The following is a 19,784-nucleotide window of genomic DNA, read 5'->3' on the forward strand; positions in this document are numbered from 1 at the left end:
ACGGAGGACGACGAGATCGACTGGGAGGAGATCCTCCTGAACGGCTTCGAGACCGGCGGCCGCCGCGAGGAGTACGAGGAGCGGGAGTACTACGAGCCCGTGTCGGTGGACACCAAGGACCTGGGCGACCACCTGCACGACCAGCTCACCCTGCTGCGCCTCTCCGAGCGCGAGCTCCTGCTGGGCGAGGAGATCATCGGCAACATCTCGGACGAGGGGTACCTCACCTGCACGCTGCACGACATCGTCGATTCGCTCAACGACTTCGTGCGCGAGAGCGGTGAGTGGGGCTCCACCAGGGGCTACACCCTCGAGGAAGTGGAGGGGATGCTGCGCGTGGTGCAGGGCTTCGACCCGCCGGGGATCGCCGCGCGCGACCTGCGCGAGTGCATCCTGCTGCAGCTTCGCGACAGCGTGGTGCAGGAGCTGGTGCACGAGACGGGGGAGGGCGACCCGCCGCTGGACGAGATCCGGCGCCGGATGGAGGAGAGCCTGGCCTTCCGCATCGTGGATCAGTACTTCGACCAGCTCATCAACCACCGCTGGAGCGAGATCTCCAAGGAGCTCTCCATCACCCCGCGCGACGTGCAGAACGCGGCGGACGAGGTGGCGAAGCTGGACCCCAAGCCGGGCCTGAAGTACGCCAGCGGCGGCGACAACTACATCATCCCGGACCTCATCGTGGAGAAGATCGAGGGCGAGTACCTCGTCTTCCTCAACGACACCAGCCTGCCGCGTCTGAAGCTGTCGCGCACCTACCGCGACATCGCCAAGGACAAGAAGAAGTTCGTGGGCGAGAACAAGGAGTTCATCTCCAACAAGCTGAATTCGGCCAACTGGATGATCCAGGCGATCGAGCAGCGCCGCCAGACGATGCTCAAGGTGATGAACTTCATCGTCGACCGGCAGCGCGACTTCTTCGACAAGGGCGTGCAGTACCTCAAGCCGCTCACCCTGCGCGAGGTGGCCGAGGTGATCGACATGCACGAGTCGACGGTTTCTCGCGTGACCAACGAGAAGTTCGTGCAGACGCCGCGCGGCGTCTTTCCGCTGAAGTTCTTCTTCTCCAGCGGCCTGTCGACCACGAGCGGCGAGGACGTGTCGGCGCGAGGCATCAAGGCGCAGATCGAGAAGCTGGTGGGCGAGGAAGACCCGGCGCACCCGCTCACCGACCAGGCCATCGTCAACATCCTCAAGGACGACGGCATCCAGATCGCCCGCCGCACCGTGGCCAAGTACCGCGACCAGCTCGGGATCCTGTCCGCGCGGATGCGCAAGCGCGTGTGACCAACGCCGTCGCGCCCGCCGCGCTGGCGATTCCGGACCGGCTGCGGACCGACTTCGCCGTGCTGGTGCCCGCCTTCGACGAGGCGGAGAACATGGAGGCGCTCTTCCGTGAGCTGCGTGAGACCTTCGCGCGGCACCGGCTGGGCGGCGAGGTGATCCTGGTGGACGACGGCTCGCGCGACGGCACCTTCGACGCCGCCCAGCGCGAGAGCGCCGGCTTTCCGCGCGTCAAGGTGCTGCGGCACCGGCGCAACCAGGGAAAGACGGAGGCGATGGTCACCGGCGCCCTCGCCGCAGAGGCCGAGTACCTCGTCCTCTTCGACGCGGACCTGCAGCACTCCACGGAGGAGATCCCGCGCTTCCTGGCCCAACTGGCCGATACGGGGTCGGACATCGTGTGCGGGCGCAAGGTGGGGAACTACGAGAAGGCGGCGGTGAGCGGCATCTACAACCGCCTGTCGCAGCGCCTCTTCCAGGTCCCCGCGCGCGACCTCAACTCGATGAAGGCGTTCCGCACGGAGATCCTGCGCGAGATCCCGCTGCGCCACGACTGGCACCGCTTCTTCGTGGTGCTGGCGCACGACCAGGGCTACTCGGTGTCCGAGATGGACATCGAGCTCTTTCCGCGCCGCGCGGGGGTGGCCAAGTACTCCGGCCGCGGCCGCGTGCTGGTGGGCGTCGGCGACCTGGTCGTCGTCTGGTTCTACCTGAAGTTCACCGAAAAGCCGATGCAGTTCTTTGGCGGCGGCGGCCTCGCGCTGATCCTCCTCGGCATCCTGGTGGGCCTGGTGACGGTGGTCCTCCGCATCGGCAACTGGATGCCCCCCTTCGGCTTCCGCCCCCTGCTGACCCTGGTGGTGCTGCTGGAGACGGTGGGCGTGGTCCTGTTCGGTTTCGGCTTCATGGCCGAGCTGATCGCCACGCTGCGGTCCGAGGTGCACCAGCTGCGGCGGCGGTAGAAGGGGAGGGCCCCCTCCCCCCGGCCCCCTCCCCCGCCTGCGGGGGCGCAGGGCGGGTGAGGGGGAGACAACCGTGCGCGCCGCAGAGATCCCGTAGGGGCGCGATTTATCGCGCCCGTGCCTGACGCTGCTCCGCCGCCCGCCCTTTACACCCCTGCCCGTAGGGGCAGACCTGCGTGTCTGCCCACCGCCCGCCACGCTCCGACCACCGCTGCGCACACCGACCCACGTAGGGGCTGCCCCACGTGGCTGCCCGTGCCCGCCGGGACGACGCGCCCTGCAACGTGGGCCCCTGCGCCGGCCAGGCACGGGCGCGATAAACCGCGCCGGTGCGAGATTCGTGTGGCGCGGCCAGATGCACGCGCACGCCCCTCCCCCAGGTTGTTTTGGGGGAGGGGCCGCGAGGAACGAGCGGGGGAGGGGGCCCCTCCGCCCGCAAAAAGGCCCCCGGCACATCGCCGGGGGCCTCTTCCGTCACGCGCATCCGAAGACCAGGCTCAGCCCTCGTCTTCCTTGCTCTCCGCCATCTGCGCGAGCGTGGTCATCGACTTGATCTTGAGCTTGCGCTCGCCGCGCGGAAGGGTGAGGGACACGGTCTCGCCCTTCTTCTTCCCCATCAGCGCCTGCCCGAGCGGCGACGCCACCGAGATCTGGCCGCTGTCGATGTCGATGTAGTCGCCGAAGACGAGCGAGTACGTCTCCTCCTCGCGGGTGCGCATGTCAACGACGGTCACGCGCGAGCCGAAGCCGATCCGGTCCGAGGGGATCTGCGACATGTCGATCTTGGAGAGCTCGCCGGCGCGGCGCGTCAGGTGGTTGAGGCGCGCCTGCACGAACTGCTGCCGCTCCAGCGCCGCCTTGTACTCCGAGTTCTCCCGGAGGTCGCCATGCTCCACCGCCTTTTTGATCGCCTGCGGCAGCGTCACTTGGAGCTCGTGCGTGAGCCGTTCGATCTCTTCGCCCAGCTTGTTCTTGAGCTCTTCCAGCATCGTCGCACTTGGTAAAAACGTAGCGTGCGCCCCGCAGTATGCGGGGCGCACAAGGGGACCAATCCATAATGTAACAGCGCCAGCCCTCATCGCGCCAGCGACGGCCCACTACGCGCAGCGGTTGGCCCCTGGCACCCAGGTGGGCCCGTTGCGCAGCGTGCCGTCGTTCCCGCTCCCGCTGGCGTCCCGGACGATCGTTCCCGCCCCTTCGTCGAACCGGTAGTCCGCGATCAGCCCGAACTGCTGCCGCGCCACGCAGCCCCTCGCTGCCTCGGCGATCTGATCGGCGGTGCGGGCCGATCTCCAGACCCGCACCTCGTGCACCAGGCCCGCGAACGCAAAGACCGGCGCCCCGTCCGGCCCCGTGTTGTTCACGCGGTTGGCGCCGATGCGGAGCGGTCCGTTGGTCGTCAGGATGAAGGAAGCGAACCCCGTCCGCTGCAGCACGCCGTTCACGTACAGGTGGAAAGCCGCAAAGGAGCGGACGATCGCCACGTGAGTCCAGTCGGTCCCGACCCGGGCGGTGGAGGTGACGATCGTCGTGTTGGAGTTCGGGTGATCCCTCGCGAAGGCGTTCACCCGGTCGAATTCGTCGAAGTAGATCGCGACGTCGTGCTCGGAGTCGGCGAACACGTCCTTTCTCGTCATCACGTCTTCACGCGTCCCGGTGCGGTCGCGCTTCAGCCAGATCTCCCAGGTGAAGTCGCCCGTGCCGGGCGCGATGGTGGGACTGTTGGGGACCTGCACGTAGTCGTCGACGCCGTCGAAGCGGAGCGCGCGCGGAGCGAGCGCCGCGACCGAAAAGGTGGCGGAGCGCGGACCCGCCGTGGTGACCGCCGTGGCCGAGACGGTGTATTGCCCGATCGCCGTCGCCGGGGTCCACGATGCGCTCACACTGCCGTCCGCGCCGGATACGACCTGGGCAGGGGTGACGGTTCCGCTGCTTGCGGACCACTCCACCGTCACGCCGGGAACTCCTTTCCCTCGCGCGTCGAGAACCCGAGCCGTCAGGGGCACCGCGACATCGGAAGCGAACGGTGCGGAGGCCGATGCGCCGGCAACGGCGCGCACCTCCACGGGCGGTCCGGGCGGCTCGGAAGTGGTTCCGCCTTTGCACGCCGCCGCGGCCAGGAGAAGGGCACAGCCGCCGAATCGTAGATGCGCGATCATAAATCAGCTCCGGTGAGGGAAGTCCACGGAGCTGAGCAAGAACGTTGCCTCTATCGTCTTTTCCACGGCGGCGGGTTATTCTGACGCACGATCCAGCCAGGCCACCCGCTTCGCCCCGACACCATCCGATGCACAAGAACAGCACCCGTCTCTTCCAGCACTACGCGAAGTCGTTTTTCACGCCGGGCGCGCGGGTCCTGGAGATCGGGCCCGACCGCCACCCGTCCACCTATCGCTCGCTGCTGGAGGCGGAGTTCGCGTGCTGGGACACGCTGGACGCCTTTCCGCGCACCGACGTGCCGCTCACGTACCTGGCCAAGTCCGAGTACGAGTTTCCGGTGGCGGACGACAGCTACGACATCGTGTTCTCGGCCCAGGTGATCGAGCACGTGCGCAAGATCTGGCGCTGGATGCCGGAGCTGAGCCGCGTGTGCCGGCCGGGCGGGGTGGTGATCACCATCAACCCCGTGAGCTGGCACTACCACGAGTCGCCGGTGGACTGCTGGCGGATCTACCCGGAGGGGATGCGCGCCCTGAGCGACGACGCCGGGCTCGACGTGGTGCTCAGCGAGTGGGGGAGCATCGAGATGCAGGGGATCGAGAAGCGCGCCCCGCGGCTCGTCCGCAAGCAGCAGGTCTTCCAGCGCCTCTCCGGCCTGATCGGCATGCTGAACGCGACGGTGAAGTTCCCCGTCGAAGCCGCGTACGATACCATCACCGTGGCACGCAAGCGGCCTCCTCCCTGAGCGCGACGGAGAAAAGCCTCACATAGAGAAGCCGCAGAGAAATCCTTTGTTGCGGTTCTCTCTGTGTCTCTGTGTCTCTGTGTGAGCCAAAGCAGTTGCGGGTCTCTGCGCCTCCGCGTCTCCGCGTGAGACACCTATTCCGTAGCACGGCGGCGGGCCGCGAGGAGGAGGGCAGGGAGCGCTTCGCCGACGATGGTCCAGAGGCGCGCGGCGACGGCGAGCGCGGCGCCCACGCCCGGGGGCACCAGGCCCGCGAGGAGGAGGGCGAGCGCGCCTTCCTTGAACCCCGCACCCGCCGGCGCGATCACCACCACGTAGCCCACGATGAAGGCCAGCGCGTTCATCGCCGTCACCGCGCCCAGCGCGGAGAGCGGGAGCGTGACGAAGGCGCTCAGGAAGAGGTAGAAGGCGCCGCCGTAGAGGCACCACGAGAGCGCCGAGAGAAGCAGGATCCCCAGCCCGCCGAGCCAGCTTCCCTCCCACCGCGGCATCTCGCGCTTCGTCACGCGCCCGGCCACGCGCAGCCCCGCCGCGATCACGCGCGGGTGCACGGCCAGCAGGGTGAGCGGCGCCATCCAGCGCAGCGCGGGGAGGAAGGGGGCGAGCACCCCGGCCAGCTCCAGCGGGAGGAGCCAGACGCCCACGGCCCCGGCGGAGAGGAGGAGGAAGCCCATCTGGACGAGCAGCGACATCACCGTGATCGCCGGGGTCAGCCCCACGGCGGGGCCGAGCTGCGCCAGCGTCAGGAACTGCCACACCACGCCCGGGATGTAGCGGCTGAGGTTGGAGAGGAACCACGCGCGCGCCAGCGGCCGGAACGGCACCCGCAGCCCGCAAGTCCGCAGCACCAGCCGCCACACCACCACTCCCCACAGCAGCACCACCGAGAGCAGGAGCACCGAGAGAACGAGGAGGCCCGGCCGCAGCGTCCACTCGAACGTGCGCAGCTGGTCCATGTCGCGCACGATGCGGCGCACGATAAAGGCGGCGGCGGCCAGTACCAGCGCCGCCGCCAACCATCGCCGCACCTTCGGGGAGATCGTCACTCCGCCGGCGCCGGCCGAGCGCGCCGCCCGCGGAAGTGCGTCGCCAGCAGGTAGAGCCCGTACGCCGCGAAGATCGCCATGCACGCCAGGTACAGGTACCAGCCGGTGTAGAGCGCCGCCGGCTCGAAGGTAAAGGTTACGCGGTGGGCGCCGGCGGGCACCACGACGCCGCGCAGCGTGTGGTTGGTGCGCAGCAGCTCCGCCTCGCGGCCGTCCACCCGTACCTTCCAGTCCTGGTACCAGTTGTCGGCCAGCACCAGGAGCGCGGCGCGGTTGGCGCTGGTGGACACCTCCACCCGGTTCGGCTCGTAGCGCTGCACCTGCACCGTGCTGGTCAGAGGACCTTCCGGGAGCTGGACGCTGCCGTCCACGTACGCCACCTCCGCCGCGTCCCAGTCCGGCCGCTCCATCTGCGGCAGCGCGGACTCACCCGGCGCGCTCACCGCCCGCGGCACCAGGTAGGCGCGGGGAAGGGCGTTGGGATTCTCGTACACGAGCGCGGAGCCGCGGTACGCCTCGCGCATCCCCTGCAGCTCCACGCCCGCGATCAGCCAGCGGATGTTGCTCGCGCGGAGGATGCCGGGCGCGCCCAGGAAGTTGTGGTAGTCCACGTACGTCTGCTCGCCGGCGCCCAGAAGCTGGTTCCAGCGCTGAAGCTGGTTGCCGTGCTCGCCGGCGGCCTGATCCAGGTTGAAGCGCATCAGGTAGTTGTTGATCTGCCCGCGGTACACCCCCTCCGGCGGCACGGGGAGCACGAAGACGCGGTCGCGGCCCTGCTGCGACTTCAGGAACTCCACCACGTCGTCCGCCGCGAACATCGCCTCCGGCGGCGGCACCGTCTCAAAGAATTTGCGGTCCACGATCCACAGGTCCAGCACCGTCAGGAAGGCGAGCACGGGGACGATCGCGCGTCCCATCCGCCCGCCCATCCACGCCCACAGCACCCCCGCGATGGCCGCCGCGAAGAGCGCGAAGCGGAAGGCGAGCCCGCCCGGGCCGGGCCCCTGCGCGCCCGGCGCCGGCGAGGAGGCCATGATCCCCAGCACCACCCCGACGCCGACCACCCCGGCCATGATCCACAGGGCGGGCGCCATCTGCGGGTCCGGCTCGGTGCTGGCCCGCAGCGTCCGCCGGGCATTGCGCGCGTCCAGCATCGATGCGAGCGCCTCCAGCGTGACGGTCGCCATCGCCACCATCGACATCGACAGCAGGAAGAGCGATACCGACGGCGCGCGGAACTTCTTCGTCCCCGGTAATATCTCGTACCAGAGCCGGTAGATGGGCGTGTGCCCGCCGAACGCGATGGACAGGGTGAAGAGCGCCAGCCCGAAAAAGAACCAGAAGTAGCGGTTGCGCCGCGAGTAGCGGAAGCCGAGCGCCACCAGCAGGAGCACGGTGGCACCCATGTACTCCGTGTGCAGCTTCAGCGGGTTGGTGCCCGTGTACGTGCCGATGAACCCCACCTCCTCCGGAACCGCCAGCGCGGTGATCTCGCGCGGGGGGAAGGCGTACGAGGTGGCGTACTCGTACCCGCGCCCGCCGCCGCCGCGCGGCGACTGATCCACGTAGTCCAGGAACGGGAGGAGGATGACCGACGCGCTCACGAAGGCGAACGCGATGGCCAGCACCCCGTACGCCAGCGTGCGCAGCGCCACCGGACGGCGCTGGAACGACCCCAGGTGCCACATGCAGAACGCGGCCCAGATCGCCACCGCGATCAGGAGGTAGTACGCGGTCTGGAGCTGGAAGCTGAGCAGCGAGCAGGAGATGCAGAACGCCAGCCCGACGAACGGCGCCACCCGGCGCGTGCGCACGCCCATGTGCACGAAGTAGAACGCGAGCGGCGCGAAGCTGCCCACGATGATCCGCCCCTCGTGCCCCGCGAACACCCACGACATCAGGATGCCGGTGAACTGGAACGCCAGCCCCGCCACGAACGCCACCCACCGCCTCGTCCCAGCTCGCGCGACAGGAGGTACGCGCCCAGCCCCGCCAGCCCGAACTGGATGACGAACAGCGCCGGCCAGATCCTGGAGACGGGGAAGATGGCGTCGGCCAGGAAGCGGAACGGGTAGAAGGTGCTCCCCGGGTTGGCGAAGTTGGGAAGCCCGCCGTACACCTCGGGCACCCAGGCGGGGATCTCGCCGCGCGAGAAGCTCTGCGAGATGAACTCGTGGAAGAAGTAGCCGCCCGCCAGCCAGTCCGTCCCGAAGATGGCGCTCCCCGGCATGAAGGCGGGGAAGAAGTACAGGAGCGCGAGGCCGAAGTAGATCGCGGCCGCCAGCCCGGTGCCGGGGAATCGCCCCTCCACGGGCGCAACGGCAACGGGCTTGCTCGGCGGGGGCTGCGTGGCGCGGGGCGTCCTGCTCGGCTTGTTCATCTGCGGATTTCTCGGGCATGGGGAGGCGCCGCCGCGGCGATCGCCTCCAGGAATTCGAGGTGAGCGGATGCTACGTTGTCCCACGAGAAGCGCCGGGCAGACTCGCGCGCGGTGGCGCTGACCCGCGCCCGGCGTTGAGTATCGTCCAGCAGTTCGAGCGCGGCGCGGGCGAGCGCTTCGGCGTCATCCGGCGGCACCAGCACCCCTCCTGCCGGCGGCGCGACCACCTCGCCCACCGCCGCGACGTCGGCCGCGACGACCGGCACTCCCGCCGCCATCGCCTCGGCCGGCACCATCGGCAGCCCCTCCACGCGCGACGGCATCAGCAGCAGGAGGGCGCCGGAGAGCAGCTCCAGCACCTCCGCGCGCTCTGCGCCGGCGCGGATCTCCACGCGCTCCCCCAGCCCCAGCCCCGCGGCCAGCTCGCGGACACGCCCCTCGTCCTTGCCGCGCCCCGCGAGCACCAGGCGGAGATCGGGGCGCTGCGGCGCGATCCGCGCGAAGGAGTCGAGCACCGTGTCGATGCCCTTCTGGTACAGATCGAAGCGGCCGTAGTAGAGGAGGAAGTCGCGCTCGGCGCGCTGCACCCGCGTGAACTCGTCCGGTACTCCGCTCCCCACCCGCACCACCCGCGCCTCGGGGCTCACGATGTCGCGCAGCTGCTCCTCCATCCAGCGCGACGTGGTGCTGATCCACCGCGCCTGCCGCAGCCCCGCGTTCTCCGCGGCGGTGACCGCGCGCCCCAGCGGCTTGCCGAAGCGGTCGCCCGCGGTAGGGCCGTGGAGCATGTGCACCACCAGCCCCGCCGGCCGTCCGCGCGGGAGGAGGATGGGCGTGTACACCGAGAAGTCGAAGATGGCCGCGTCGTACCCGCCAGCCGCCAGCAGCCGGCTCGCGGACGCCGCGTACGTGAGGCGGCTCCACGAGTACGGCCGCGCGGCGCCCAGCCGCGCGTAACGCACCCCGTCCACCGTCTCGTCGCGCGCGCCGGGAAAGTTGCCGGTCACCACGACGGCGTCCACCTGGTCCGTCAGCCGGCGGTAGATCTCCCGCACCCGGTGCGCGCCGCCGCCGCCGACCCAGGGGTTGGCGGGGTCGTCGTAGATGAAGTGCAGCACCCCCATCCGCGCGCTCACTCCTCGCGCCGCGCGATGAAGAAGTTGGAGCCGATCGCCACGTCCCACGCCCAGCGGAGCGGACCCGTGTCCGTCACCCACGGCCGCGCCGCCACCCAGCGCCCCACCCTGCTCTTGAGCCCGGTGGAGAGCCCCGCCGGCGCCTCGATCTTGCGGCGCAGGTAGTGGATCCACAGCGTGCGCGGCGAGACCAGGGAGCGGAAGCCGTGGCGGCGCAGCATCCTGAGCACCCCCCAGCGCGTCGGGATGACGCCGACGCCGTAGTTCCCCTCGCCGCCGCGGCGCAGCTTCTCGAAGTACCACACCTGCATGGCGCGCGGCATCAGCACCAGCCCCGTCATCGCGTAGTGCGGGTCGCTCCACACGCTGTAGAGCGCGAACGGCTTGGGCGTTACGAGGTAGAGGAGGCCGCCGGGACGCAGCACACGCCGGATCTCGGCCAGCGTCTGCTCACGGTCGCGCACGTGCTCTAGCACGTTGTCCAGCAGCACCAGGTCGAACGCGCCGTCCGCGAAGGGAATCTGCTCGGCGAAGCTCTGGCGCAGCTCCACCCGCACGCCGTGCTCCTCCGCGCGCAGGGCGCCGCGCTCCAGGCTGCGCGCGTCCGGCTCGATCCCGCTGCACACCGCCCCCGCCTCCGCGAAGGCGATGAGCACCCCCGCGTCCCCGCACCCCACGTCCAGCACGCGCGCGCCCTCGATGCGCAGCTCGGGCGCGTACCGCCGGAGCGTCTCCAGGATGAAGTGGCCGCGCGGGTACTCGCTGACGTAGTGCTCGGCCCACTTGTCCCAGTTCTCGGACTGCCACCAGCGCTCGCGATCCTTTTCCAGCATCTCGCGATAGCGGGGCTCCGCTCCGCGCTCGATCTCGCTCACTCTCTAGCTTTCCCTGTGGGAGGCGTGGTCACACCGCCGTCTAGCCCGAACCTGTTAGAGTAGCGCACTTTCAAAGGCGCAGCAACCAGCCAGGGCATCGGGTCGCACAAACCCGTAGGGGCTGCGATTCGTCGCGCCCGTCGCCCGTGTGCTCCAGTCTCTGTCCCTTGAACGGATGCCTGCCTGCGACCACAGGTGTCGTCCCGCGCGGAGCACGGGCGTGATGAATCACGCCCCTACCACATACGACGGTTGTAGAATCCGTGCGTCTGAACACGTGTGCCGGTATCGCGCAAAGTGTTAAAAACGCGGAAGTGTTAAATTCGTGTAGCGCACACGGACGTGTAAAGTGCAGCCAGCCGATCCGCGATCACGTCCCACGAGAAACCCTGCTCCACGTTGATCCGGCCCTGCGCGCCCAGCTCCCGCGCGCGTTCCGGGTTTTCCACACACGTGCGGATCGCGGTTGCCAGCGCGGCCGCATCGCCGGGCGCGACGAGGAAACCGTTGCGCCCGTCGCGCACGATGTCGACGATGCCGCCGGCGGCGCTGGCGATCACGGGCTTGCCGTACGTCATCGCCTCCAGCAGCACCACGCCCAATCCCTCCGTGTCGCCCTTGGAATCGACCACGGCGGGGAGGACGAAGGCATCGCACCCCGCCAGCCGCTCCGCCTTCTCCACTGTCGAGACGAAGCCGTGGAAGACGACGTCGTCCACCAGCCGCAGCTCACCGGCGAGCTCCTGCAGCCGCGCGCGCTCCGGCCCGTCGCCGACGATGTGGAGGAGGGGACGGCTCTCCCCAGGGATGCTCGATAACGCCTCGAGGAGCAGGTGCACGCCCTTTCGCTCCACCAGGCGTCCCATGAAGAGCAGCTCGGGGCGCGAACCAGGAGGCCGCGGACGGGGCAGGGAAGGGGCCGCATCCACCGCCGCGCCGAAGGGGATCACCTCGGTACGCACCCCCGGCGCGACCCGCTGAAGCCGCTCGGCGGTGTAGGTCGATATCGCGGTGACCGCATCGGAGCCGCGCACGATCCGCCGCAGCATCGGCGCGAGGAAGGGGAACTGGCGGTCCATCCACGTCAGCTCGACCCCGAAAAAGGTGGAGACGAGGGGGATTCCGGCGGCGCGTTTCGCGGCCAGCCCCAGCACCCCCTGCGGAATCGGCCAGAAGGCGTGCACCACGTCGAACCCGCCCGCGCGCGCCAGCCGCGCCGCCGCCCGCGAGCCCGCCGCCACGTAGCCGGGCACCAGCGCCAGGAACCAGGGCCGCTCGCGGATGCGGTCGGGCGCCGTCTGGTCGTGCGTCAGCGTCTCCCACGCGCGCGGGGCGTAGCGGAAGCGGTGCACGCGCACCCCGTCCACCGTCTGCGAAGCCAGCCCGCGGTACGCCGGGGCGAGGACCTCCACCTCCACGCCGCGCGCCGCCAGCCTCCGGATCGTCTCGGTGAGCCAGGGGGTAATCACGTCGTCGGGGTGGCGGGCGTAGGCCGTCACCAGGAACAGAACCTTCACTTGTGGGGGGTCTCCGGCGGGCGTATGTTGTACATCCGTGCCAAGGTACCGCCTCCTACCAGCCGTTTCAAGCACAACTCCGCTCCGCCCTTGCTGCAGCGCGCCCTCGTCATCGTCCCCACGTTCAACGAGAGAGAGAACCTCCCGCGGCTCGTCCCCTCGATCCTCTCGCGCGACGCGCGGCTGGAGATCCTGGTGGTGGACGACGGATCGCCGGACGGAACGGGCGCCATGGCGGACGAGATCGCCGCGGCGGAGCGGCGCGTGCACGTCATCCACCGCGCAGGCAAGCTGGGGCTGGGGACGGCGTACCTGGCCGGCTTCGCCTGGGGCCTCGAGCGCGGCTACGACGTCTTCGTGCAGATGGACGCGGACTTCAGCCACGACCCCGCGCACCTTCCGCAGTTCCTGAGCGCCATCGAGGACTACGACCTGGTGCTGGGGTCGCGCTACCTGGAAGGGCGCGTGACGGTGGTGAACTGGCCCATCGCGCGCCTCCTCCTCAGCTACTACGCCAACGTCTACGCCCGCTGGGTGACCGGCCTGCCGGTGGCCGACGCGACGGGCGGCTTCAAGTGCTTTCGCCGCGAGGTGCTGGCCACGCTGGACCTGACGCGCGTGGAGAGCAACGGCTACTCCTTCCAGATCGAGATGAGCTTCCGCGCCTGGAAGCTGGGCTTCAGGATCGGCGAGATCCCCATCATGTTCGTGGACCGCGACCTGGGGGAGAGCAAGATGTCGAAGGCGATCTTTCGCGAGGCGATCTGGCGCGTCTGGCGGCTGCGCTTCCTCTCCGCCTTCGGCCGCCTCCGCTCCGCCCGCGGGGATGCCGCCGCCCTCCCGCCCCCCGCCGCGTGAGCGAGCTCCCCGCCGTCCGCTTCCTGCGCACCCTCTGCGCCGCCGTCCTCCGCGAGGCCCCGCCCGCCGAGGCCGCCGCGCGCGCCCACGAGGCGCTGCGCGAGCTCTGGACGTCGCGCCGCTCGCTGGTGCTGGAGGTGCAGTTCACGGGCTTCCTTTCCAAGGGAGAGCGGGTCGGCGCCGTGGAGCCTGCGTTCCTGCGCGGGGCGGGGCAGTTGATCGTGCACCGCGTGAGCCTCGTCGGCTTCACCCCCGATGTGCGCGAGGAGGACCTGGCGACGCTCTTCACGGCCGCCGCCCGCCCGCCCGCCGAGCTGGGTGCCGAAGGGATCGTGGGCGCCATCCGCGCCGCCGCCCCGCGCGGCATCTACGTGAGCACCTCCACGGGCCAGGTCTACAAGCCCGCGCCGGCGCCCTCGCCCGATGTACCCGCGTCGCCGGCTGAGGAAGCCGTTGCGCCGACGATCGAGGCACCGCCCGCATCGTCTGCCGCGCCGCCCCCCGCCGTTGACGTACCGCCGGCCGCCGCTGCAGAGGTGCCGGAGCTGCTCACGGTTGAGGATGCGCCGCCGGTACCTGCCACAGCGGCCGCACCCACGCCCGACTGGAACTCCGGCTTCACGCTGGACCTGGACGACGGCTCGGAGCTGTCCTCGTTCGAGATCATCGACGACGACGTGGTCCTGGCCCCGACGCCCGCGGCGGGAAAAGGCCCGCCCGAGCCGCCGCCCGCCTCGGAAGAGCCGGGCGCGAACGACATGTACCACATCTTCCGCGCGAGCTCCGACCGCGCGGACGAAGACTCGGACACGCTCCCGCGCCGGCTGCGGGAGTCCGAGAACATGGCGCGGTTCGACGACCTGGCCGAGAGCTGCGCCCGGAGCGCGCTGCGCCACCTGCGCGCCGGCGACCACTTTCAGGCCGTCGCCCTCCTCGAAGCTCTCGCCACCGAGGCCGAGCGCACCGACCGCACGCGACTCTTCCGCGAATCCGCGGCGCAGGCGCTGCGCGGCGTCGGCACCGCGGAGAACCTCCCGCACGTCGTCGACCTCCTCCAGTTCGTGGGGAGCGAGCGCGAGCGCGTCCTCGATGTCCTCTTTTTCCTGGGCGGGGATGCGTTGTCGCTGCTGGAGAGCCACCTCTTCCGCACGGCGGACGCGGAGGTGCGCAGGGCGATCTTTCGTCGCCTGATCCGCGCCGAGGGGGCAGGGCGCCCGACCGTCACCCGCGCCCTGGCGGATTCGCCGACCCGCGCGCGCACCATCCTGGAGCTCGTCATCATCCCGGAGTTGGACGCCGAGCAGGCGGCTCGCTGGACCGCCGAGGCCGCCGCCCACGCCGACGCTACCGTCCGCACCGATGCCGCGCGCACCGCCGCGACGCTGGGCGGCCGCGGCGGGTTGCGCATCCTGGTGGACCTCCTGGCGGATGCGGACCGCGGCGTACGGCGAGCCGCGCTGCACGGCCTGGCGTCGCTCAAGGACCCGGCGGCGATCCCGTTCCTCACGCGCTTCCTCAACGACAGCTCCGACGACGACCTGCAGCTCGGCGCCATCGCCGCGCTGGGCCGCACGGGCTCGGCGGAAGCGCTGCCGCCGCTGCTGGCCATCGTGAACCGGCGCCAGCTCTTCGGCGGCCGCAAGGCGAAGGCGCTCAAGCTCGGCGCCATCGAGGCGATCGGCCTCACCGGCGTCCCGGCCGCCCGCGACGTCCTCGCCTCCATCACCACCGGCTCCGACGCCGACCTCGCCGCCGAAGCCCGCCGCATCCTCGCCACCCTCGCCTGACCTCTTCCGTCGTCCCGCTCCAACCATCCATACCAGAGCAGGGGATCGAACCCCCTGATCCGCGCCCAGTGGAGAATCAACCGACTTCTCCACGGTTCTCCACGATCTAAGTTTACATAATGTGTATTATACGAAGTAGCGGCTTATGGCGGCGGAGGCGTGTTTGGGGCTTCCTCAGCCCTCAAATCGGCCTCGCGCGCGTGAAACATCCTTCCAGTGCGGACTTACTTCCAGAATCGCGCTGTAAGCCACGCGGACGGCAGCGAAGATCATGTGTGCCGCCGCGCACGCGGATCGTGTCCTGGAGAGGCGCCTGCGCGATCGCGCGAATCGAGCGGGAGGGTCGTAAGCGCCTCAGGTGGCGGAGCCGGGCTCCTCGCGTGAGCGGCCTCGGTCGGCGAATTCCTTCACCGCGATGGGAAGCGGCCAGCGAGCGCCTTCCGCTGGCCACACCGCACCTGTACGCGGCCCACGCTTCAGCACCACCAGGACGGCCGGGCCGGGGGTGCGCATTTGCGGCAGTACGGTTACCGCCTCGGCTGCGTGTAGATACTGCACCGATTCGACGTCGGCGACTTCGATTTTCCGGAGGTACTCGATGTCGCCTCGGTGGACCCCGTCGACGAACACCTGCGGGGTGGCCAGGGCCTCACCCGTAACGTCGATGGTGGGCCGCCCCCGCACCCAGGCGGCGCGGAGGGTGCTGAGTGCTTCATAGAGGTCGCCATATCCACGTCCCTCCATCTCCTGCGCGGTGAGGACCCGCCCGCCGCCCCTAGCGGTCGGCTGATCTCCGGCGGTTGCGCCTCCTCCGCCGCAAGCCATCACGAACCCGACGAGCAGAAGGAGGACGATCCGCGGTTGTGTCATGGCTGGACTCCGATCTGGAGGGAGGGGCCTGCATCGCTGGGCAAAGATACGCGGTGCGCGGCAAGAAACGTGACCTTCGCAGATCGTACGGATCGATGCAAGCGCAAACCCCCTCCCCCGGGCGGTTTCGGGGGAGGGGGATGCGCCGCGGAGCGGCGCTGGGGGTGGGGCCTCAGTTCGTCCTGTACCTTCTGCTCACCTCGTCCAGCCGCTTGCGCTCGTCGTCGGTCAGGGAGCCGAGGCCCTGGGCGGAGATCTTGTCGAGGATGCGGTCCACGTCGTCCAGCAGCTCGCGCTCGGCGCGGTGGGCGGGGGCGCTGGGGTGCGGGGTGACGGGCGTGGAGGCGACCGGCTGCGGGCCGGAGCGCTTCTTCCCCACCCACGCCGCCAGCGCGTTCTCCTTCTTCTTGCGCTTGCTGGGGCGCGCCGGCACCTCGCCCCACTCGCTGGGCGCCCAGGGGCTCTTCAAGTAAATGAAGGCCGCCACGAAGCCGCCCAGGTGCGCCAGGTGCGCAACGCCGTCGCCGGGGCCCGAGCCGGCGGAGTTGAGCAGGCTGATGACCGCCAACCCGATCGCGAGGTACTTCACCTTCACCGGGATCACGCCGAACAGGTAGATCTGCGCGTCGGGCCAGATCAGCGCCCAGGCCAGCAGCAGGCCGTTCACCGCGGCCGAGGCGCCCAGCACGCTCCCCGAGACGAAGAGCGAGAAGATCGCCCCGCCCAGCGCCGCCACCAGGTAGAAGCGCAGGAAGGCGCGGCCGCCCCAACGGTCCTCCAGCGGCGGGCCCAGGAAGAAGAGGCCCACCATGTTGAAGAGGTAGTGCAGGACCTCCGCGTGCGTGAACGCGTACGTGACCACCGTCCAGGGGCGCGTGAGGAGGCGGTCCCGGTCGAGTACGAGGTAGTCCAGCACGACGGAGCCCGCGCTCGTCTTGCCCAGCAGGAGCACGACGATGAAGATCGCGGTGTTCGCGATCAGGAGCTTCGCCACCCAGGGGGTGACGGAGCTCCGAAAGGGCGAGTCGTACGAAGAACGGTAGGCCATGGGAACGGCGCCGCGGTGGGAACGGCCGCCCCGCGGCGGAGTGCCGCGGGGCGGAGCCGGATCGCTCGGGGTGCCGTGCGAGGCGCCCCTTTATCGAGTTACCCTGCTGCGGCCGTTACGATCCGTTCGCACAGCTCCCCGAAGTCCATCCCCGCCGCGGCGGCGGCCTTGGGGAAGAGGCTGGTGGCGGTCATCCCCGGAAGGGTGTTGGCCTCGAGGCACCAGAGCTGCTCCTTGGCCAGGATGAAGTCGATCCGCCCGTAGCCGCGCAGCTTGAGCACGCGGAAGGCGCGCAGCGCGTACGCCTGCATCTGCGCCACGAGCTCCTCCTCCAGCGGCGCCGGGCAGAGGTACTCCGTCATGCCGGGCGTGTACTTGGAGTGGTAGTCGTAGATCCCCTTCTTGGGGCGGATCTCCACCGGCGGCAGCGCCTGGTCGCCGATCACGCTCACCGTGAGCTCGCGGCCCTTGGCGTAGCGCTCGATCATCACCTCCGTGTCGAACTGCGACGCCTCGCGCACGGCGTTGGCCAGCTCTTCCGGGTCGTTGACGACGAAGAGGCCCACGCTGGAGCCCTGCTTGGAAGGCTTCACGATCAGCGGAAAGCCGATCAGGTCCTCGATGGTGTCCGCGTCGTAGGTGAAGTCCGGCGCGCGCGCCACGCGCCAGGGCAGCGTCGGCACCTGCGAGTCGCGCAGGAGGCGCTTGGAGATGTCCTTGTCCATCGCGATCCCGGAGCCCAGGGGTCCCGAGCCGGTGTACCGCACCCCCGCCGTCTGCAGCAGCGCCTGGATGGTGCCGTCCTCGCCCGTGCCGCCGTGGAGCGCCAGGAAGGCGACGTCGGAGTCGCGCAGCTCGGGGACGTTCGCGAGCGCCATCAGCTCCAGCGTGGAGCCCAGCTCGGTGGGCGGCGCGGAGTGGACGCCTTCGGGAAGGAGGCCGCCCTCCTGGTCTTGCGGGATGTAGCCGCGCGCCGTGTCGATGGCGCGCACTTCGTGGCCCCTCTCGCGCAGCGCCTTCACCACCGCCAGCCCGGAAGCCAGCGACACCTCGCGTTCGGCGCTCGTACCCCCCATCAGCACGGCTATCTTCATTCAACCCTCCAGATCCGGTTCGGTGTTCGCTCACGTGCGCCCGCGGGCAACGCACGAAGCGCGCCCTACGCCGCCCGCCCGCGCACGTGCTCCAGCACCTTTCTGGCGAGCGCCGGCCCGAACCCCGGGAGCGCCGCGATCTCCGCCTCCGACGCGCCCGCCACCGCCCGCATCGACCCGAAGCGCGCCAGCAGCGCCTTCTGCCGCGACGCGCCCACGCCCGGGATCTCCGACAGCTCCGAGCGAATGGTGCGCTTGCTCCGCAGCTTGCGGTTGTAGCTGATGGCGAAGCGGTGCGCCTCGTCGCGCGCCCGCTGCAAGAGCCGCAGCGCCTGGCCGCGCCTCGACAGGCGGACCGAATCAGGGCGGCCGGGGAGGAACACCTCCTCCTCCTTCTTGGCCAGCGAGATCACCGTCTGCTCGTCCAGCCCCAGCTCCGCGAGCGCCTTGAGCGCGGCGCCGAGCTGCCCCTTCCCTCCGTCGATCACCGCCAGGTCCGGCAGCGGCCGCCCGTCGTCGATGCGTCGGCCGAAGTAGCGCGTGACCACCTCGTGCATCGAGGCGAAGTCGTCGTTCCCCCAGTCGCCCTTGATGCGGAACTTCCGGTACTCGCCCTTGTTCGGCTCGCCGTTCTCAAAGAAGACCGCGGATGCCACCGTCTCCGTGCCCTGCGTGTGCGAGATGTCGAAGCAGACGAGGGTGCGCGGCACCTGTGGGAGCTGAAGGTTCTCCTGGAGCTCGTACAGCGCGTCCGGCGCCCGTTCCGCCGCGCGGTTGCCGATCAGCTTGCGCTCTTCGAGGAGATGGCGCGCGTTCTGGGCGGCGAGCTCCACCAGGCTGACCTTCTTGCCGCGCTCGGGGGTGTTCACCTTCACCACGCGGCCGCACAGCCTGCGCAGCGTCTCCGCCAGCACCTCGCAATCCTCGATCTCCGCGGGCAGGAGGATCTCGCCCGGGATCCCCTCCGGATCGCGCTGCCCGCGCCCGGCGTAGAGCGCGGTGACGAACGCGCCCAGCGCCGCCTCGTCGCTCTCGTCGGTGAGGTTGGCGAGGAACTGGGCTTCGCGGCCGAGCAGCTTCCCTTCCCTGATCTGCAGCACGACGCCGCACCCCTCCGCCCCGTCGCGCGCGAAGCCGACGACGTCCCGGTCGGAGCCCGCCATGTCCAGCACGCGCTGGCGCTGCTCCATCGACTCCATGCGCTGGAGCGCGTCGCGCAGCTCCCCTGCCCTCTCGAAGTTCATCTCCGCCGCCGCGGCCGCCATCTCCTCCTTGATGCGCGCCGCCGCCCTGCGCGTGTGCCCGCCGAGCACGTCCACGATCTCGGCGATCATGGCCGCGTACTCCTCCTGCGACTGGAGCCCCACGCACGGCGCCATGCACAGCCCCATGGCGTGGTCCAGGCAGGGCCGGTCCACGCGGGCGCTGGGCAGGTCGTGGCGGCACGAGCGCACGGTGTACAGCTTCTTCACCAACTCCAGCGACTGCCGCATCCGCCGCACGTCCGTGTACGGCCCGAAGTAGCGCGACCCGTCCTTGTCCAGCCGCCGCGTGACGTACACGCGCGGAAAGCGCTCGGCGGTCACCTTGATGTACGGGTACGTCTTGTCGTCGCGCAGGCTGATGTTGAAGCGGGGCTTGTGCTCCTTGATGAGGTTGTTCTCCAGGATCAGCGCCTCGGGCTCCGAGTCCACCACGATCGTCTCCAGGTCCTCCACGCGCCTTACCAGCTCGCGCGTTTTGATGGAGTGCGTGGTCCCCGCCTGGAAGTACGATCTCACCCTGGAGCGCAGCGACTTCGCCTTGCCCACATAGACGATCTCCCCCGCCGCGTCCTTGAACAGGTACACGCCGGGGCTGGCCGGAAGGTGGCGGAGCTTTGCTTCAACGGTGGAGCTGATCGACATCGTGCGCGGCTGCTCTGGGCTTCGGGGTTGCTTCGGCGGGTTGATACACCGCGAGGGCGGCGGGGAGCCCTCACCGCGGAGGGCCCCCTCCCCCGCTCGTTCCTCGCGGCCCCTC

Annotated in this window: 17 protein-coding genes; 5 read left to right on the forward strand and 12 right to left on the reverse strand. The window is 70.0% G+C overall.

The features are described 5' to 3' along the window. Window positions 1-1,287, forward strand: a 1,287-nt coding sequence (gene rpoN, locus VF647_16130) for an RNA polymerase factor sigma-54 (protein HEX8453630.1), incomplete at its 5' end; no start/stop codon positions are given. Next, a complete protein-coding gene (locus VF647_16135) occupies window positions 1,284-2,246 on the forward strand; it encodes a glycosyltransferase family 2 protein (GenBank protein ID HEX8453631.1) in 963 nt (320 codons plus the stop codon). The genes rpoN and VF647_16135, both read left to right, overlap by 4 nt. Window positions 2,247-2,743: 497 nt before the next feature. Here VF647_16135 and greA read toward each other — a convergent pair whose 3' ends face one another. Both greA and VF647_16145 read right to left on the reverse strand, forming a co-directional pair. Next, on the reverse strand, window positions 2,744-3,235 hold the full coding sequence (gene greA, locus VF647_16140) for a transcription elongation factor GreA (GenBank protein ID HEX8453632.1): 492 nt from the start codon (window positions 3,233-3,235) through the stop codon (window positions 2,744-2,746). 108 nt (window positions 3,236-3,343) lie between these two features. Beyond that, entirely contained in the window at window positions 3,344-4,405 is a 1,062-nt protein-coding gene (locus VF647_16145; GenBank protein ID HEX8453633.1) for a LamG-like jellyroll fold domain-containing protein, read from the reverse strand. Between the two features lie 128 nt (window positions 4,406-4,533). On the opposite strand from VF647_16145, the gene VF647_16150 reads away from it, so the two are divergent. Beyond that, window positions 4,534-5,151, forward strand: coding sequence for a methyltransferase domain-containing protein (locus VF647_16150; protein ID HEX8453634.1), 618 nt, complete (start codon window positions 4,534-4,536; stop codon window positions 5,149-5,151). Window positions 5,152-5,285: 134 nt separating this feature from the next. On the opposite strand, the gene VF647_16155 is transcribed toward VF647_16150, so the two are convergent. The 6 genes from VF647_16155 to VF647_16180 form a co-directional block, all read right to left on the reverse strand. Continuing rightward, window positions 5,286-6,197, reverse strand: a complete 912-nt coding sequence (locus VF647_16155; protein ID HEX8453635.1) for a lysylphosphatidylglycerol synthase domain-containing protein — start codon at window positions 6,195-6,197, stop codon at window positions 5,286-5,288. After that, window positions 6,194-8,140 carry a YfhO family protein gene (locus VF647_16160; protein ID HEX8453636.1) on the reverse strand — a complete coding sequence of 649 codons (1,947 nt, stop codon included), beginning with the start codon at window positions 8,138-8,140 and terminating at the stop codon, window positions 6,194-6,196. The genes VF647_16155 and VF647_16160 overlap by 4 nt, the downstream gene beginning before the upstream one ends. Further along, on the reverse strand, window positions 8,095-8,577 hold the full coding sequence (locus tag VF647_16165; GenBank protein HEX8453637.1) for a hypothetical protein: 483 nt from the start codon (window positions 8,575-8,577) through the stop codon (window positions 8,095-8,097). Before VF647_16165 ends, VF647_16160 begins: the two co-directional genes overlap by 46 nt. Then, entirely contained in the window at window positions 8,574-9,713 is a 1,140-nt protein-coding gene (locus tag VF647_16170; protein ID HEX8453638.1) for a glycosyltransferase family 4 protein, read from the reverse strand. Before VF647_16170 ends, VF647_16165 begins: the two co-directional genes overlap by 4 nt. After that, the gene (locus VF647_16175) at window positions 9,710-10,588 is read right to left on the reverse strand and encodes a class I SAM-dependent methyltransferase (GenBank protein ID HEX8453639.1); all 879 of its coding nucleotides are present in this window, start codon (window positions 10,586-10,588) and stop codon (window positions 9,710-9,712) included. Before VF647_16175 ends, VF647_16170 begins: the two co-directional genes overlap by 4 nt. A gap of 317 nt (window positions 10,589-10,905) precedes the next feature. After that, window positions 10,906-12,105: a glycosyltransferase family 4 protein gene (locus VF647_16180; protein ID HEX8453640.1), complete on the reverse strand. Its 1,200-nt coding sequence runs from the start codon at window positions 12,103-12,105 to the stop codon at window positions 10,906-10,908. A 90-nt stretch (window positions 12,106-12,195) separates the two neighbouring features. Here VF647_16180 and VF647_16185 point away from each other — a divergent pair, with 90 nt between their 5' ends. Together VF647_16185 and VF647_16190 are read left to right on the forward strand one after the other, a co-directional pair. Continuing rightward, a complete protein-coding gene (locus VF647_16185) occupies window positions 12,196-12,963 on the forward strand; it encodes a polyprenol monophosphomannose synthase (protein ID HEX8453641.1) in 768 nt (255 codons plus the stop codon). Continuing rightward, window positions 12,960-14,750, forward strand: a complete 1,791-nt coding sequence (locus VF647_16190; GenBank protein HEX8453642.1) for a HEAT repeat domain-containing protein — start codon at window positions 12,960-12,962, stop codon at window positions 14,748-14,750. The genes VF647_16185 and VF647_16190 overlap by 4 nt, the downstream gene beginning before the upstream one ends. A gap of 354 nt (window positions 14,751-15,104) precedes the next feature. On the opposite strand, the gene VF647_16195 is transcribed toward VF647_16190, so the two are convergent. The 4 genes from VF647_16195 to uvrC all read right to left on the reverse strand — a co-directional run bounded on the left by VF647_16195 (window position 15,105) and on the right by uvrC (window position 19,669). After that, window positions 15,105-15,620 carry a hypothetical protein gene (locus tag VF647_16195; GenBank protein HEX8453643.1) on the reverse strand — a complete coding sequence of 172 codons (516 nt, stop codon included), beginning with the start codon at window positions 15,618-15,620 and terminating at the stop codon, window positions 15,105-15,107. Window positions 15,621-15,792: 172 nt separating this feature from the next. Next, a complete protein-coding gene (locus VF647_16200) occupies window positions 15,793-16,668 on the reverse strand; it encodes a rhomboid family intramembrane serine protease (GenBank protein ID HEX8453644.1) in 876 nt (291 codons plus the stop codon). Window positions 16,669-16,766: 98 nt separating this feature from the next. Further along, on the reverse strand, window positions 16,767-17,762 hold the full coding sequence (locus tag VF647_16205; GenBank protein HEX8453645.1) for a D-alanine--D-alanine ligase: 996 nt from the start codon (window positions 17,760-17,762) through the stop codon (window positions 16,767-16,769). A gap of 65 nt (window positions 17,763-17,827) precedes the next feature. Continuing rightward, entirely contained in the window at window positions 17,828-19,669 is a 1,842-nt protein-coding gene (gene uvrC / locus VF647_16210) for an excinuclease ABC subunit UvrC (protein HEX8453646.1), read from the reverse strand. Window positions 19,670-19,784 lie beyond the last annotated feature (115 nt).

Origin of the sequence: Longimicrobium sp. (genome assembly GCA_036387335.1) — a bacterium.
Classification (GTDB): domain Bacteria; phylum Gemmatimonadota; class Gemmatimonadetes; order Longimicrobiales; family Longimicrobiaceae; genus Longimicrobium.